The organism is Paenibacillus sp. G2S3, from assembly GCF_030123105.1.
Classification (GTDB): domain Bacteria; phylum Bacillota; class Bacilli; order Paenibacillales; family Paenibacillaceae; genus Paenibacillus_AQ.
On the sequence record NZ_CP126095.1, the window covers coordinates 272,268 to 289,185 of the forward strand.

At 48.0% G+C, this 16,918-nt stretch carries 12 protein-coding genes and 1 riboswitch; of the genes, 8 read left to right on the top strand and 4 right to left on the bottom strand.

Annotation, left to right across the window (positions count from 1 at the left end):
* Positions 1-192 precede the first annotated feature (192 nt).
* Positions 193-1,419, top strand: coding sequence for a Zn-dependent hydrolase (locus tag QNH28_RS01280; RefSeq protein WP_283909835.1), 1,227 nt, complete (start codon positions 193-195; stop codon positions 1,417-1,419).
* A 282-nt stretch (positions 1,420-1,701) separates the two neighbouring features.
* On the top strand, positions 1,702-2,835 hold the full coding sequence (gene ald, locus QNH28_RS01285; protein WP_283912007.1) for an alanine dehydrogenase: 1,134 nt from the start codon (positions 1,702-1,704) through the stop codon (positions 2,833-2,835).
* Positions 2,836-3,550: 715 nt separating this feature from the next.
* On the opposite strand, the gene QNH28_RS01290 is transcribed toward ald, so the two are convergent.
* The gene (locus QNH28_RS01290) at positions 3,551-3,685 is read right to left on the bottom strand and encodes a hypothetical protein (protein WP_283909836.1); all 135 of its coding nucleotides are present in this window, start codon (positions 3,683-3,685) and stop codon (positions 3,551-3,553) included.
* 155 nt (positions 3,686-3,840) lie between these two features.
* On the opposite strand from QNH28_RS01290, the gene QNH28_RS01295 reads away from it, so the two are divergent.
* Together QNH28_RS01295 and QNH28_RS01300 are read left to right on the top strand one after the other, a co-directional pair.
* A complete protein-coding gene (locus QNH28_RS01295) occupies positions 3,841-5,100 on the top strand; it encodes a PucR family transcriptional regulator (RefSeq protein WP_283909837.1) in 1,260 nt (419 codons plus the stop codon).
* Between the two features lie 78 nt (positions 5,101-5,178).
* On the top strand, positions 5,179-5,907 hold the full coding sequence (locus QNH28_RS01300) for a protein-glutamine gamma-glutamyltransferase (RefSeq protein ID WP_283909838.1): 729 nt from the start codon (positions 5,179-5,181) through the stop codon (positions 5,905-5,907).
* Positions 5,908-5,994: 87 nt separating this feature from the next.
* On the opposite strand, the gene hflX is transcribed toward QNH28_RS01300, so the two are convergent.
* Positions 5,995-7,260: a GTPase HflX gene (gene hflX / locus QNH28_RS01305; protein WP_283909839.1), complete on the bottom strand. Its 1,266-nt coding sequence runs from the start codon at positions 7,258-7,260 to the stop codon at positions 5,995-5,997.
* Positions 7,261-7,822: 562 nt separating this feature from the next.
* Here hflX and QNH28_RS01310 point away from each other — a divergent pair.
* The 4 genes from QNH28_RS01310 to QNH28_RS01325 all read left to right on the top strand — a co-directional run bounded on the left by QNH28_RS01310 (position 7,823) and on the right by QNH28_RS01325 (position 11,792).
* Positions 7,823-8,626, top strand: a complete 804-nt coding sequence (locus QNH28_RS01310) for a hypothetical protein (RefSeq protein ID WP_283909840.1) — start codon at positions 7,823-7,825, stop codon at positions 8,624-8,626.
* 81 nt (positions 8,627-8,707) lie between these two features.
* A riboswitch (TPP riboswitch) is annotated at positions 8,708-8,819 on the top strand.
* A gap of 108 nt (positions 8,820-8,927) precedes the next feature.
* Positions 8,928-9,563 (top strand): ECF transporter S component, encoded by a 636-nt coding sequence (locus QNH28_RS01315; RefSeq protein WP_283909841.1) that lies wholly within the window; start codon positions 8,928-8,930, stop codon positions 9,561-9,563.
* Positions 9,560-11,059, top strand: a complete 1,500-nt coding sequence (locus QNH28_RS01320) for an ABC transporter ATP-binding protein (protein WP_283909842.1) — start codon at positions 9,560-9,562, stop codon at positions 11,057-11,059. The genes QNH28_RS01315 and QNH28_RS01320 overlap by 4 nt, the downstream gene beginning before the upstream one ends.
* Positions 11,001-11,792: an energy-coupling factor transporter transmembrane component T family protein gene (locus tag QNH28_RS01325; RefSeq protein WP_283909843.1), complete on the top strand. Its 792-nt coding sequence runs from the start codon at positions 11,001-11,003 to the stop codon at positions 11,790-11,792. The genes QNH28_RS01320 and QNH28_RS01325 overlap by 59 nt, the downstream gene beginning before the upstream one ends.
* Positions 11,793-11,974: 182 nt before the next feature.
* Here the strand turns inward: QNH28_RS01325 and QNH28_RS01330 are convergent, their stop codons facing one another.
* Positions 11,975-14,995 (bottom strand): DEAD/DEAH box helicase, encoded by a 3,021-nt coding sequence (locus QNH28_RS01330; protein ID WP_283909844.1) that lies wholly within the window; start codon positions 14,993-14,995, stop codon positions 11,975-11,977.
* Positions 14,992-16,635: an SWIM zinc finger family protein gene (locus tag QNH28_RS01335; RefSeq protein ID WP_283909845.1), complete on the bottom strand. Its 1,644-nt coding sequence runs from the start codon at positions 16,633-16,635 to the stop codon at positions 14,992-14,994. Before QNH28_RS01335 ends, QNH28_RS01330 begins: the two co-directional genes overlap by 4 nt.
* Positions 16,636-16,918: the final 283 nt, after the last annotated feature.

Genomic DNA, 16,918 nt, shown 5'->3' on the forward strand with positions numbered 1-16,918 from the left:
AGCTAACTTAAGCTTACTATTCATAAGAAAAGGTTGTATATACTACTTTAGTTTACTTATTACTGGCTCTATTCGTTGTAGTATCATGTGAATAATAATTATTACAGTATGTAAAATGAAAATCATATGGATTGGTATAACATATATAGAAAGCCATTAAAATCATGAACGCTCGAAGTGGAGGGGCCTACGATGCAATTGCAAAAAATATTCGTGAACGGTGAGAGATTAAAGAATACGATTGAGGCATTTGCGGATTTTGGGCGTACAGATAACAACGGCGTGACCCGCTTATCGCTGACGGAAGAGGATGGTAAGGTTCGGAATTATTTTTGCGCTTGCTGTGAAGAGCTGGGGATGTCTGTGAAGGTGGATGACATGGGTACGATGTACGCTACGCTTGCGGGTGTAGCATCTGGGCCTCCTATTGTAATCGGTTCGCATATGGATACCGTGAAAAAAGGCGGCAGATTCGATGGCGTATTAGGCGTGATCGCTGGACTAGAGGTGGTGCGCACACTCGTGGATCACGGAATAAAGCCGAAGCTACCAGTGACCATTATGAATTTCACAAATGAAGAAGGAGCTCGCTTCGAGCCTTCGATGATGGCCTCTGGTGTGCTGTCCGGGAAGTTCGATAAGACGACAATGCTGAATAAAAAAGATCCGGAGGGCATTACTTTTGGAGAAGCGCTCGAGAAAAGTGGGTATAAGGGAGAAACGAGCAATCGTATTACCGAAGCCACTGCTTATTTAGAGCTTCATATCGAGCAAGGTCCTGTGCTAGAACAAGAAGAAGTGTCGATTGGTCTGGTGGACTGTGTAGTTGGCATGGCCTGTTATGAGATTGAGGTGACGGGGGAATCGGATCACGCAGGCACCACGCCTATGGCGATGCGTAAGGATGCCTTGTTCGCAGCCACGGATCTGATCACGGAACTGCGAAGCAAGCTGAGTGTGCTCGACTCCGAGCTGGTGTATACCATGGGCAGAATGAATGTGCTTCCTAATATTCATACCGTCATTCCCAATAAAGTGATCTTCACGATTGAGGCTAGACATAAAGATATGGAGCTTGTCCGTGAGGTGGAAGCCATTATCCATGGTTTGCCGGAGAGTCTGGTGGACTGCGAAGTGAGTAAGACCAAGCTTTGGGGCAGAGAGACTGTTTGGTTTGATCGGGGCGTGTGTGATTTAGTGGAGCAAGCGACACAAGTCTTGGGCTATTCTAATCGGAAGATCGCAAGTGGCGCAGGGCATGATGCTCAGTTCGTAGCCAGCTTTCTACCATCGGCTATGGTGTTTGTACCTAGTGTGAAGGGCAAAAGTCATTGTGAAGAGGAGCTTACCTCCTATGAAGACTGTGAAAAAGGGGTAAATGTAATCTTAGAAACGGTGATGTTATTGCTGTCAAAATAGTACGCGTCACTTAATATGACATTCCGTAATGGTAGTAGTGCTTTAATTTCATACAAAATCGTCAAAAAGACATTCTAAGGGGTGTCTTTTTTTATGAGATAATAAAGAGGGTTGTGTTGGGTACCAAATGAACCTGAATTTGATGGGCGGTTTAAGGGAAATCCTTTGTGTAAAAACACAATGATGATAGATAATATTTTAATTTTTTACCAAATTGGGAATACTAAACGTATGTTATCATTCTTTACATAAGGGATCTACATTAGACGGGAGAGATGAATGATGATTATCGCAGTGCCTAAAGAAATTAAAAATAATGAGAATCGTGTAGCCATAACACCTGCGGGTGTAGTTAGCCTTATTAAAGAAGGACATCAAGTGCTGGTGGAAGCAGGGGCTGGTGTGGGAAGTGGGTTTCCAAACGAAGAGTATGCTTCTGCTGGAGCACAGCTGATTCAGGATGCAGCTACGGTTTGGAGCTCCGCAGAAATGGTGATGAAAGTGAAAGAACCGCTGGAAAGCGAGTACCCCTATTTCCGTCCAGGCCTTATTTTGTTCACGTATCTGCATCTTGCACCAGAGCCTTCTTTGGCCGCTGCGCTCAAAGACAAGGGTGTCTTTGCCATCGGATATGAGACGGTCGTTCATGAACGTACCTTGCCACTATTAACACCGATGAGTGAAGTTGCGGGCCGGATGTCTGTTCAGCTGGGCGCTCAGTTCTTGCAAAAAAACTATGGCGGACAAGGGATTCTTCTCTCCGGTGTTCCCGGGGTTAGTCGTGGCAAAGTTAGCATTATCGGTGGTGGAGTAGTAGGTACAAACGCTGCAAAAATGGCTATCGGTTTGGGTGCTGATGTTACAATTGTTGACCTTAGTGCGGAAAGATTGCGTCAATTAGATGATATTTTTGGGGCACAGATTAACACGCTGATCTCGAACCCTTACAATATTGCCAAAGTGGTAGCTGAGGCAGATCTGTTGGTAGGTGCGGTGTTGATTCCGGGTGCAAAAGCACCGAAGCTGGTTACAGAAGAAATGGTCAAGACTATGAAGCCGGGATCGGTGATTGTCGATGTGGCCATTGACCAAGGTGGTATCGTAGAAACGATTGACAGAGTGACAACACATGATAATCCTGTATTTATCAAGCACGGCGTGCTGCATTATTCTGTAGCTAATATGCCGGGGGCTGTTGCTAAAACCTCGACGATCGCTTTAACTAATGTCACCGTGCCATACGCCCTTCAAATTGCCAAAAAAGGCGTGATCAAGGCGATTCAAGATAATGCTGGCCTAAGAAGCGGTGTGAATGTGGCTAATGGCAAGATCACCTGCCAAGCCGTGGCTGAAGCACTTGGCGAGCAACATTTTACGGTAGAACAAGCCATGGAGCAGACGTTCACGATGAGCTAAATAGAGCTAAATTGAGATGAATAGATGCGTTCCAAATGAGTGGTGATATTTAGGGACAATAGACAGCGAATTCCCGCTTTGGGAGTTTGCTGTTTGTTGTTTCTGGGAGTAATATTTTCGGCTCAGTTCGATGTGGGGAGGATCTGGCAGAAGTCTGCTAGTTTGATCTAGGAGGTAGCTAGGAGTGGCCTCAGTGTGCTAGATCCAGCAGAGATCTACTAGTTCGGTGTTAAAGGCTGTAGGACTGCGTTATGAAGATCGTTGGATCGGGTGGATGTGTGTTGGTGGGTGTTAAAAGTAGCTGAGTTGTATAGTGGTGTGCCTAGATACAGTGGATGTTACTAGCGCTGTGCTAAAGGTGGATAGACAACGTAGAAGTTGGTTGGAATTCGATCAAAACCAGCTAGTTTCAACTATGTGCAGCTTGATTTGGCTAGTTACTGCTTAATTTAGTTAGTATTTGGTTTTTTGTTACGGTGAGAGATTTGTTGAAGATGATTTTTAGGGAAATCCCCCCTATAAATTACGCGAAAAAAGCTTGAAACGCTATTTTTAGGAAATTTCTCCCTATAAATACGAAGAATATACCCAATAATAACCTGATCGGTTGAATATTAGGGAGTTTTTCCCTGATTAGTAGTAAACCAAGTCTAAAATACAGAATTTTAGGGAGGAATTCCCTAAAAACTCTAAAGGGGCTCTATCAAGTAGCGGTTTATGTACTGTCGCGCCACTCCGTCACGCCGTAACCCGCATCAACGAAGACGGCAACTCCGTCCCACGCCACTCCATAACCCCCGCCATTCCGCAACCAACGTAACCTGTACTCAGCAAAGACGCCCCCACGCAACTCTATAACCTCGTAACTCCTCCACCCGGCGATCTCAAGGTCCCGCCAGCTCGCCCCCATCCCATTATCTTATAGTCAGCTAGGAGCACGCATACTATAATAAAATCACTCTAGAGTACAAGGTTCGGCTATTTTTTCAGGCAGGGGTGGGGCTAGTGACGGAAAAGGATCCATTGTTTGATCGTTTCTTCGATAGTATGGAATCGTTGGCGGATGCGATTAGTGAATCTCTTCAATCCCAAGTTACGATTGAGGACAGCAATCATCATGTGATCGGATACAGCTCCCATCAATTTGAGAGTGATTCCGCGAGAATTTCGACCATTATTGGAAAGCGCGTGCCTAACGCTGTCATTATTGGCTTGCGCAAGAAGGGGATTATGCAGCAGCTTGAGAGCGCTACACGTCCGATTCGGATTCCTGCGGTCATGGAGGTAGGTCTTGGCCCCCGACTCGCTATTTGCATCAAACATCAGAAGGAAATACTCGGGTACATATGGGTAGTGGATGCAGGCAATCTAGTTGAAGGACACGCAGAGAATATTGTAGAGAAAGCGGCGGCCATTGTTGGTCGTTATATATTGAAGCAACGGGGTTGGAAGACGAAGCAGGAGAAAACGCAGGAGGATTTTTTCTGGAAGCTGCTCACCTCCCATTACGACAATGAAGCGAATATCAAGCAGGATGCGGAAGTTTGGTCGATTCTTTTGCCGGACAAATTTTATATTAGCGTGTTTGAGAGTGACAAGGTCATCAATGACCACTTCGTACTTCGGTTTCGGCAAACTATGACCTCCTATCCGGGGCTGAAATTATTGTTTCTGACTGCTGAGCACAATCGGTTAATTATATTGTTTTCATTCAGCTTTCGCATGGAAGGGACGGGTGGTCTGTATTCGTTCATGCACAAAATTATCGAGGATATGCGTAAGAGTGAGAACTGTATGCTGGCTGCAGGCTGTAGCCTGGATTACACTGAATATATGTCGGCAGCCATTGCGTACTGGGAAGCGGGTTCCATTCTGGAAATCAAGAAGCTGCTGCCTTTTCATGGCCGAGAGTTACTATTGTATGAGGATATTGGATTTTGGGCGTATGTTCCGGCTATTATAGAGCAAAAACGTAGTCGGACCCGTAAAAGTCCTTTACTGTATCCGCTAAAAGAGCATGATCGCGAGCATAAAAGTGATTTTCTAAAAACGATTGCCGTTTATTTATCACTCAGTGGAAACTTGAAGGAATCCGCCGCTTTTTTACATATTCATACCAACACATTGCTGTACAGATTAAATCGCATAGCAGAGATTACGGGAAAAAGCTTAAAGGATACGGGATACCGCACTTCTATATATTTGGATATTTTGACGGAAGAGACCAGGCAGCTCAATCAGTGGTTTGTTGAGTCAGGGGAATAAAATGAATTAAGCACCAACTGGGCAGCGAACACGTACAATAACCTATATTTAGAACCTATAATATTGGAGGGACTAAGCATGGTGAAGGAAGTTCGTTCACCCGATGCCCTTGACTTTGAACGGAAAATGAGAGACAGCATCGTGGAATCGGCGGAAGCTTTAAATAACAGTGGAGCGGATTTTGCAACATTTGATGAGTCGCGCTGCAACCCGCAGTTTTGGACGCGTACAGATATTGGAGGACTACAGCTGAACGCTGGTGTGGCGCCTTCGGTGGGGATTAAAGACATTTTTCAGAACGGACATTTATATGCCTTCGAATGCGCAACAGCCATGGTCATTGTTATGTACAGAGCGACAATTGAGGCTATAGGTGAAGAAGACTTTAATAAGTATTTTAAGGATTTATTTTTATGGGACTGGAACTACGACGAGAATCTACGCTTAATTACGAACTATAATAAGGATCAGATGCTGCGGGGAGATATTGTGTATTTCAGGAATCCAGATCATGCGCCTAGCAAGCCAGAATGGCAGGGTGAGAATGCTGTTAAGCTTGAAGAAGACCTGTTCTATGGCCACGGCATTGGGATCACCACTGTTGAAGTCATCATAGCCTCTCTTAATGAGGAAAGATCGCCCGGAAGCAATACCTCAGCTTTTCTTACGAATGAGTCGATACATCCTGATTTTAATTATTTACAGCAACTATCTACAGGTTCTGTCTTACCCATGGCGGAAAATAGAGGCTCCCAGTGTACTGTTTTTTCAAGAATAGGGACTAGAAGCTATATTTATAAGATCTAGCAGCTAAGAGGGTGCTAAGAAGAGCTATCTTCCTGAAAAAAAATCCCGGACCTCCGATAAGGTCCGGGATTTACTGTGTCCAATAGCCTAAAGCTCAACAAAGTCGTTGCGGAATTTCTCGAAATCAGATTTTCTGCATTCTAGCGCAAGCCGTGTGCCTGTTTCTTCATAGCTAGTGGATTGAACATGGGCATGCTCGTTGAAATAGGAGACCACATTGCCACGATCGAATGGAATCAGAATTTCACACTGTACATAATCCGTAAACACATGGCTGCGAATCAGACTTGTAAGTTCAGCCATTCCACTATTTTGTTTGGCAGAGAGATAGACGTTGTCACCCTCAAGGTGAGGGTAAGGCAAGTCAGTTAGGTCAGCTTTGTTGTAAGCATAAACCGTTGGAATTTGGTCTGCGCCGAGTGCTTTTAACGTCTCATCGGTAACGGCCATATGCTGCTCATGCTGCGGATCGGAAATATCGACTACGTGAATCAATAAGTCCGCTTCGGTCACCTCTTCGAGCGTGGAGCGGAAGGCTTTGACCAGGTGATGGGGAAGCTGGCTGACGAATCCGACGGTATCTGTTAATAAAAAGGTTTTGTGATCCGGTAGCTCAATGCTCCGAACGGATGTCTCCAGCGTAGCAAATAACATATCCTTGGCGAACACCTGCTTATTAGAGCCGGGATGATACATCTCCACCATCACATTCATTAAGCTGGACTTGCCGGTGTTCGTATAGCCGACGAGGCAGACAACAGGAACCTCATTCTTATGCCGCTGCTTCCGCTGAATTTGGCGTCTGGCCACTTGCTGTTGAAGCTCAACCTGTAGCGCTGAAATCCGTTCTTCAATTCTTCTGCGATCCAGCTCCAGCTTGGTTTCACCAGCGCCTCTGTTCTTCAGACCAGAACCACCGCCCTGTCTGCCGAGGGATTCTCGAAGACCTGTCAAGCGGGGCAGCATATACTGCAGCTTGGCTACTTCTACTTGCAGCTGTGCTTCTTTGGTCTTTGCTCTTTCCGCGAAAATATTCAGAATCAGAATCGTCCGGTCGATGACTTGACGGTCCAAAGAGGATTCCAAATTGCGAATCTGTGAAGGGGATAGCTCATCGTTAAAAATAACAATAGGAGCATCATGCGCTTCTAGAAGCGCCGATAATTCTTGAATTTTGCCTGTTCCGATATAGTGGGAAGGGTTGATTCGACTCGCTTTTTGAGTAAGCTCTCCTACAACTTCTAGGTCACAGGCCGCAGCCAGATTAGTGAGTTCTTCCATCGAATAAGCGAAGTTTGTTTCGTTTTGTAGCTGGACACCGACTATAATAGCTTTTTCTCGTAGTTGTTCCATATATTTATTAATCCTCCAGTAGTAAATAGTAAACGCAAAAAACACAGGCCATCTGCCTGTGCTTACGGTTCGTTAGAGGACGTCAGAACAAATGTATAAGGAGAAGTCTCCGTTACAACATTTGGGTCTTCCATAGATATATCGAAGCAAACAACGGCTCGGTCATAGGGGAATGATAAATTAATCCCTTACGAGTAGTAGTTGGTTTAAATTATAAGAAAGTATAAGTTTCACGATATACTTTATCCTTATAATTCTCACATAAACGCTACCGTCCTTATAAGGACGCCGAAGGCGTTTTAGTTTGTTGGCTTCTATGGAGTTAAATGGGTAGACCAATCCTGAGTCCTCTGCACATGGGCAGAGCTTTAGCGCTATTCAATTAGCCGCGCAAAGTTCTAACTCGGATAAAGTCTATCACACGTAACCCTCCGTTCATAAAAAGTTAAGTCGAGTTTACCACATCCTTTATTTGGTGGCAAATCGGGGGTGGGGGTTACATCCAAGAATTCTAAAAATTGATTTCATAACATATAGATATAATTTGATATGAATAGGAGGTGTGAAGACATTGCCTGTCCTCTCTACAAACACCATCATTAATTTACCTGTCGACGGTACTCGTCCAATAAATCAAGTTGTGATCAAAGTAGTTAACAATGGATCAGCTGGCGCGGCTTGTTATTTAACGGGTTTAGCCAATAGTGCAAGTCCTCAGACAGTCTTTATTGAAGAATTATTTGAGCTGCAATATCGGGAAACGTTAAGCAAGACCTACCCTATTGTAGAGGATTTATTCCAATTTAATTTTGTGTATTCACAGGAGCAATTAAAGATTCAGGTTTTTCTTGTGGATGTGAACGGTGTATGGACGGCCGTTAATCTGGAAGTGTTTCAAGTAAGCCGTATAACCTCGGAAATACGTGATAACGTATCGGTTACATCGTCCGACTTCGCAGCGATCAGCTTTATGAGGAGTCCTACCTTTACTATTCCACAAGGTCTTGCGGCTGAAATTAGACCGGCTGCTTTAGATATCCTATCCAAAAGACCTGTGCGTTATATGGTCGTTGCAGGTGGAACTCTGGATGGGACATTCGAGAATTTCCCTACACCAACTACGGATATTCCTGTCACGGACACAGCACTGCTAGTCAATTACACTTGCACTACGGTCACGGGTGGAAAGGTAATTATGCAAGGTACAGGATCAGGGATCTCTGGTGCGTATGCAAATTTGGCCGTTAACTTGCTTAACGAGCGACTCTCTTACGAGCTTCAGGATGAGCCGGTTACCCTGGTAGTGAACTCACTCTCAGGTGATGATGATCTCGCAGTCACCTTTAAGATGTCCGAGCAATGGTGAGCATTGCCGCGATAGGGATACCCAGGAAACGAAAATCATATTGTAAAAAGTTTACTTATGATATAAGTTATAGGAAGTTGAATCGCAATAAACGGGTGCTTGATGAAGTCAGGCTGAGATAGCGGCCTTATGCCGCTGACCGTCGATCTGATCTGGGTAATGCCAGCGTAGAGACGTTATTGTCGAGCATCCTTTTTTTTGATGCCATGCGCAAGCCTACCCATTAATGGGTAGGCTTTTTAAAATTACTCACATCATGCGAGCAACGAATCCAAGAACCTAGAAGGGAAGTTGTTGAAGCATGGAACAAGCTAATCAAGGACAAAGGCAAGGACAACAAGACAAAGGGACGAGGTCACGGGGATTGAAGCTGACTGATATTCTGGTAACCATCGTGATCGCGGTCGTATTCGGCATTATCTATAAAATCTGGGGACCGATGTACGACGTGGTCAAACCACTGGGTACCCATGCGGAACAAACGATATACGGCATGTGGTTCATTGCCGGGACGTTCGCGTTTCTCATCATCCGCAAGCCGGGAGTGGCGCTTCTGGCTGAGATTGCGGCGGCTTCCGTAAGTGCGCTATTGGGCAGCGAATGGGGGATTTCGACCTTGTATTACGGCGCGTTGCAGGGATTGGGCGCGGAGTTAGTCTTCGCGATTTTCCTCTATCGCAACGCGAACGTCTGGGTCACGTCGTTGGCAGCGCTCGCGGCGGCGGCGGGCTCGTTGGTGCTGGATTTCGGCTACGGTTACATTGAATCGTTGTCCGCTTGGAACTATACGCTGCTGATCGGATTGAGGGGACTCGGAAGTATCGTCATCGCCGGTATCTTCGCCTTCGGACTGTCCAAAGCGCTTGAGCTCACAGGCGTAACCAATGTGTTGAGACCGGCGTCCAAGGCGGACTACGACGCTTTGACACGACTATGACGGAGCCCGGAGTCCCCATAGCTGCGGGAGTTAAGAACTTAAAGCTTAAGTTTGCCGGAGAGGACTCCTTGTTGTTCAAGGGCGTTTCTCTTTCCTTCCACCAGGGGGAGAAGACGCTGCTGCTCGGCCCGAGCGGATGCGGAAAGTCGACGCTGCTGCAGGTGTTGAGCGGTTTGATTCCCGGTTCGATCGAAGTTCCGATGATCGCCGAAGAGACGTTTGTTCCCGAGAGATGGGGATACGTATTCCAAGATCCGGATACGCAGTTCTGTATGCCGTATGTGGACGAGGAGATGGCTTTCGTTCTCGAGAACATGCGCGTCCCCCGCGAAGAGATGGCAGGTCTGATCCGCCTTTATCTCGCTCAAGTCGGCTTGGATATTCCCGATATCCATATCGCAATCCAATCGTTATCGCAAGGGATGAAACAGCGATTAGCCATAGCATCCGTTCTGGCTATGGAGCCGGAAGTGATTTTCCTGGACGAACCGACGGCGCTGTTGGATAGTGAGGGTACGGAGCTGGTATGGTCTGCGATCAGAAGCCTGTCCGAAGGCATTACCTTGATCGTAATTGAGCATAAGATCGAAGGCGTTATCGATTTTTTCGATCGGATCGTCGTGTTATCCCGTGAAGGAGTAGTTATTGCTGACGGATCGCCGACGGAAATCTTTTCAGCTAAAAGGAGAGAGCTACAAGAATACGGAATTTGGTATCCGGGCGTCTGGGAGGACTATATCGAGAATAAATCCCGGAGGTCAGACTGCATTACTCGTTATTCAAACGCAAACGATCGGGAAGATATCTATCTGGAAATGGACAGGTTTCGCGGCAAACGAGGGAACAGGGCGGTCATCGAAGTAGGGAGGGCAATCGTCACCCCTGGTCAATGGATCGGGATCATCGGTCATAACGGAGCGGGCAAGAGCTCCTTGCTGCTCTCGATCATGCGACTGATCAAGACCGAAGGGATATGCAAGATAGCGGGCCGGGAAGCGGAGCATGTTGCGCAAGCGGTCGAGCATATCGCATTCGTTTTTCAAAACCCCGAATTTCAATTTGTTACACATTCGGTACGGGAAGAGATCGAGTATTCGTTGATGCTGGATGGCGTTAATTGCGAAATTCGGCGTGCGACGGCGTATAAGCTAATGGAAGAACTTTATTTAGAGGACGTTGCCTCGCGGCATCCGTATCAGCTGTCGATGGGACAAAAGAGACGATTAAGCGTCGCGACGGCGATCGTAAAAGGGCAACACATATTGCTGCTAGACGAGCCGACCTTTGGGCTGGATGCACGGAATACGTTCTCTTTGCTTGAGAAGTTTGAGCGGCTGCTTTCGGCGGGAGCCTCGATTATTATGGTCACGCATGATGCGCGGATCGTAGAAAATTTCTGCACAGCGTCATGGAGAATCGAAGACGGGAGACTTACTGATGTTATTGACCTTTCCCCACCGGGAAACCTGGCTACACCGCGTCAATCCCACGCTTAAGATCGTTCTGTTCTCTCTCTGGTTCGCGGCAATTATTCTCATCCACGACTTTAACGTCATGGTGAACGTAGCCATCGGCTCGATGCTGCTGCTTCCATGGTCCGGGCACCCATTGCGCAGATTGCTGCTATACACCTCCCCTTTCTTGCTGATGTTCGTGTCCACATCTACGGGGATGATGTTCTTCGGCAAGGGAGAGACGGAGTGGGTCCGATGGGGATTAGTGAACATTACGGAAGAAAGCTTCTACAGAGGGCTGCATCTGGGGTTCAGGGCGCTGAGCATGGCAGCGGTCGGGCTTCTGTTCGGTCTGACGACGAGGCCGGTAAACCTCTTCTACTCCTTAATGCAGCAGGGGAGATTACCGGCCAAGTATGCATACAGCTTCTTGGCCGCGATGCGGCTGGTGCCTATTCTGGCAGAAGAATTCCAGACCTTGCGCCACGCATTGAAAGTCAGGGGAATACGCAAACGAGGGAGGATATTTAACTTCTACCAGCTGTTGCACCGATACGCGATCCCTTTGCTTGCCCAAAGCATACGACGCGCCCATAGAGTCGCGGTGGCTATGGAAGCGAAGCGGTTTTCCGGGCAGGCCAAGAGAACTTATTATTATGTTATTGGCTTTACGTACCGCGACGTCCTCTTCACCGCATATGCGGTCGGCGTATTCTGGTTGGCGTTCCTGGCCGGAATCGAATGGCCTTACGCAGACATTACCGATGTTCGTTAAGCCATAAAAGGATGACATGCACAGATTCGTTGGTGGTTAGAGAATGATTCTGATCTTACGCCATCGTTCAGTAACAAAAAAAGCAGAAACTCCGATATAAAGAGTTTCTGCTTTTTATTGGATTAAACCAAATCTTTCGCTACACTATCCAGCACCTTCTTAAATATCTGAAAGCGGCAGAATTAGTCTGTTAAGCCTCGCCGCAATGTAAATAGGTCTGTCAAAGCCTCAGTAGACAGCTCGGTAATCCAGCCTTCAGAGCTGGAGATGACATTATCGCTTAGCTGCTGCTTACTCTCCAGCATCTCATCAATTTTTTCTTCGAGCGTCCCGAGGGCGATGAATTTATGCACCTGTACATCACGCGTCTGGCCCATCCGATAAGCGCGGTCCGTCGCCTGATTCTCAACGGCTGGATTCCACCATCGGTCGAAGTGGAATACGTGGTTAGCTGCTGTTAAGTTCAGACCAACACCTCCAGCTTTGAGTGAAAGAATGAATACATTCGGCTGATCGGACGGTGGTGCATCTGAACGTTTAGACCCTTCGTCCGCAGAAGGTGCGGGCGTCTGAAATCGCTCAATCATTCGGTCACGCGCCTGTTTGGAGGTGCTTCCGTTCAAATAAAGGACAGGCTCCCCCAGCTCCTGCTGTAGAACAGCCTGAAGCATTTTTCCCATCCCGACATATTGCGTAAAGATAAGACAGCGCTCATCCTCTGCACGCAGTTCCTTAACCATATCCAGCAGTCTTTCAAGTTTAGAGGAACGGTTAATGAGTAGACTGGTATCCAGTTTGTTGTCCGAATCGGTTTCAGGGAGGGCCTCCTTGGTCACCAGCATCGGGTGATCACATAGCTGCTTAAGTCCGGTCAAAGCCCCAAGAATGGCGCCCTTACGCTCAATACCCTCCAGCTTCTGCATACGGTCGAGCAGTCCGTTTACGGTCTGATCATAGAGCGCAGCTTGTTCAGCTGTCAGGTGAACATAGGTTTTCATCTCGTTTTTATCGGGCAGATCGAGCTGGATGTTAGGATCCTTTTTCTTACGGCGCAGCATGAACGGCTTCACGAGATTCTGTAGATCCGCTGTACGCTTCTCGTCACGTTCCTTCTCGATGGCATTGCTGAATCGGTCGCTAAAGGATTTGGCGCTGCCTAGATAACCTGGGGTTATAAAATCATAAATGGACCACAGCTCGGATAATCTGTTCTCTATAGGTGTTCCTGTTAGCGCAATTCGGTGTAAAGCCGGGAAGCTGCGTACAGCTACCGACTGCTTCGTTTGAGCATTCTTGATGTTCTGTGCTTCATCAAGACAAATCGCCGCCCAAGTGAATTCTTTCAGTAATTCCTGATCAAGCGCCGCAGTCGCATAAGAGGTTAGTACCACGTCGGCTTGGGAAGCAGCACCATAGAAGAATCCTGCGTCCAGACGGCGACTTCCGTAGTGAAGCATCACATTCAAAGAAGGTGCGAAGCGCTGCAGTTCCTTCTGCCAGTTGCCCAGCACGGAGGTTGGACAGATGATCAGCGCAGGCCAACCCGGTGGGTCAGTCTGGCGACGGGATGAGCTTGGATCGGTATTTTCTTTGATGTGAAGTAAATATGCGATGAGCTGGACGGTCTTACCAAGTCCCATATCATCGGCTAGACAAGCGCCCAAACCGAATTGACGCAGGAAAGTCAGCCAAGCATATCCTTCATGCTGATAGGTGCGCAGCTCTGCCTGAAGTCCTGCGGGTACCGGAGGCTTTGGCCACTGTGAGCGCTGCCCGAGCTGACCAATGAGGCTGATCAAATGCTCGTTTAGCTCTACCTCGAGACGCAGGCGGGCCGCATCCTCTTGAAGCTGCTCTTCTGTAGCCTCAGCGTCAGCTTCCTCACTCGCTTGTAGCAAATGAAGCTGAAGCACATCTTGGAAGGATAAGCCTTGCGACTTGTCCATACCGGCCATGGCTCTTTGGATTTGCGCCAGCAGCGCGGGATCGAGCGAGACCCATTTGCCCTTGAAACGGACGAGTCGTTCCCCTCTTGCGACCAGCTCGGCAAATTCAGCTTCGGTGAGGTCGACGTCACCGATGGAGATTCGCCAATCGAAATCGATGATCGAATCGAGGCCGAACAGCGACTCGCCGCCGCTGCGTTTGTCCTCGCCGGAGCTGATCTTGGCGCGCAGGCGCGGTTTTTTCCGGCTGGCGGCTTCCCACCACGCCGGCAGCAGCACTTGCCAGCCTGCTTCTAGCAGCCGCTGGCTCTCGGCCGTCAAGAACCGCCAAGCGATGGCATCGCTGAGCGGTTCGGCCAGTACGTCGCCGCCCGCCGCGAAGCGCTCGGGCGGCAGACTACCGCGGAGGCGCTCCAGCCATCCCGCGGCGCGCTCATGCACGTGGGCCGACCATGCTGTCGGCCACAAGCCGTGCGGCTCGCCGTCATCGGCGAGCCTGATGGGAACAAGCGCGGATTCATCGCGCTTGTCCTGAAGGATCAGCTGCAGCCGCCAAGGGGATTCATCCCCTTCCGGCTCCAGCAGCTGAAGTGCAGGCCGGAAAGGCGCGGTATCCGCCTTCCAGCCAATGGCGATAAGCCATGCAGCGGTATCCATACCCGCTGCAAGGGCCCCGCTTCTATCGAATAGAAGCGGGAATTCGCTCCGGAGGTCGCCTGCTTCGGCTTCCGTGCTGTAATACCTCTGCGATACGGCGGCGGAGAACGCCGCGCGTAACCCGCGGCTAAATTCGCTGCCGCCATTTAGCGCCTCAAGGGCCCCTTTGGCAGTGTCATTCTCCACTGCCACCTGCGCCAAAGCCCCCTCATCCCAGGTCCATTGCAACCTCCCGGCACGATAAGCGGAGATATCGGGAATGTACTGTTTGTGCTCCAGACATATAGCCAGAAGTGGCGCAAGTTCTATCAGGTGGGCTGCATCGCCCTCCCAGCTCCATTCGATATGCGCCAGAAGCTTCTGCTCGGCAAAGAAGGGGATGACCTGCTCAGTAGGAAGAATCACTAGCTCCACACCTTCGCCGGCTGGCTGTACGGTTAACTCCGTACCATAAAAAGATGCCTCATGCCAGGCGAATAACCGCTGCTTAAGCTGTAAGCCGGGCACGAGATCTTCTCTTTCATTCATTCCATATATTAAAGCGTCGCCATACTGGCTTAATGCAAGCCGGATGGTCAGCGTGCGTAAATGCATGTTCATGGTATTAGCTTTCCTTTCCGAAGCTCCTCTTGCAGCGCACGGAGTCTGCTGTGCTTTGTGGTGAAGGCAATGAGGAACTCTTCCCACCGTTCTTCTTGTTTCATTTTTTTATATAGCTTGGATAATCGCTTCAATAGTTTCACAGCCGCTTTGTAGCTATGTCTATTCTTATCCAGCACAAATCTTTCGACGGCCTGATGGTAGAAGGGTAGCAGAACTTCGGGTGCGTTTTTCTCCATAGGCTGGAGGTCTGTAACACGAAATTCGGAAGGCAGCTTACCGATGGACAGTTGATAATCCATCCATGTCTGCCATTTTTCATAGGTAATTAACTTCTCTTCATATACTTCTCCAGAGATAGGTAACATGGTGGCTAATGTATTCCACATCTTCGGCTCAGCTTCAGGAAGGTGGCGAACGGCCTCTTCCCAGCTGTTCGAATAGTTATTTAGATTATAGAGTCTGCTGCTCAGCAGCGGACCGATCTGAGCAAGCCAGCCCACCAAGCGTGACCATTCACCTGCATCCAGAAGCGGGGAGGTGAAGCTCATAAGCTCATCAGGATGGAGACCTGGGCGCTCGGCAGCCTTATTCAGTAATTCCCAAGCCTTTGGGTCATCCTTCAGATAAAAATACATGCGGCTCTGGGCTAACAGCCACGCATGGCGTGACAGGGAAGCGCCTAATTCACTTTCTGCCTGCTGAAGCTGTTTGATTTCATCCAGATAAAGCTTAGTTCCACCGGTATTCGGATAAATCCAGTTTCTCCACAGCAGGTCATAGCACAGTGAAAAAGAGGGCTGATCCCGCAAGCGATCGCGCGACTCCGTCAACATCTCACGCCGCAAGTAGGAGAGGGTCTCGACGATATGCGGCCACAGATCGTATTCCTGCGCTTGCTCGGGAGACAGCGGGAGTGTGCTTTTTAACAGACGTGTGATTGCTTCCTGTAGCTCTGAGACCGCTACTTGCGTGTAATAGCCGAGTGATGAGGTGAAGGCGACCTGACCGGGTAGATTAGCGGAAGGCTTAGCCAGCTTTTCTAGAAGAAAAAGATGAGCATGCAGGGTAAATAGCTTGTCCATTTCCGGTGATAACTTCGGCTTGAATTTAGTAATGGAAGATAATGCTCGATCCACATATTCAGGATTCCGAGTGGTATGTGCCAGAGGCGTGATGCAGAATGCAAAATACTCGCGCCACTCCGTGATGCCTCCGTCAGCGATCCGGCTGACATGCTCTTTTAGCTGCTGTTGTTGCTTTCCATCGGTTCCGACAGGTGAACTAATTGATGTTTTTGGGAGAAAAGATGCGGCCTTGGCGTTAGCTAGAACTTGTACAGACCTATTCTGTTGTTCAGCAAAACTGAGCAGCACGGCAGCCATATGCTTGCAATGACCTGAAACCGGGCAGTTACAATGACACCGAGTGAAGCTGTCCAGATCAATCGTAACGCGGTAATCCTCTCTACCTTCAACAAGTGCAGTTATCTTAGACGGCTCTGTCATGGTGAACGAGCGAATACGGCTTTGCTTATAATATTGGAACCCTCGCTTGAGGGTGAGGTCATCGAAATAATAGGCGACATTCTGGATGAGCTTACTCCACTGCGTATCATCCATAGGATAGGTTGGTTGCATACAATTGGTCTCCCGTAAGAAAAATAGTCGTTATTTGACTTTCATTATATCATTTCTTTTTGAGTAGGATGTTTTGGGTTGTAATGAATGTGAAGTTACAGGCTTGTATGGAACGTAAGAGCAAAACATATACTAATCGTACTGAATTTTGAAGTATAGATCAAACAAAGGTCAAAAAAGGTCAAAACATTAAAAATATTAAAATTTGTAGCATTAAATCAGCCGATTTGCCTGATTTTGACCGAAATTTGGCTTAAATCGGTTTTGTTATTCCTCTGGCAGA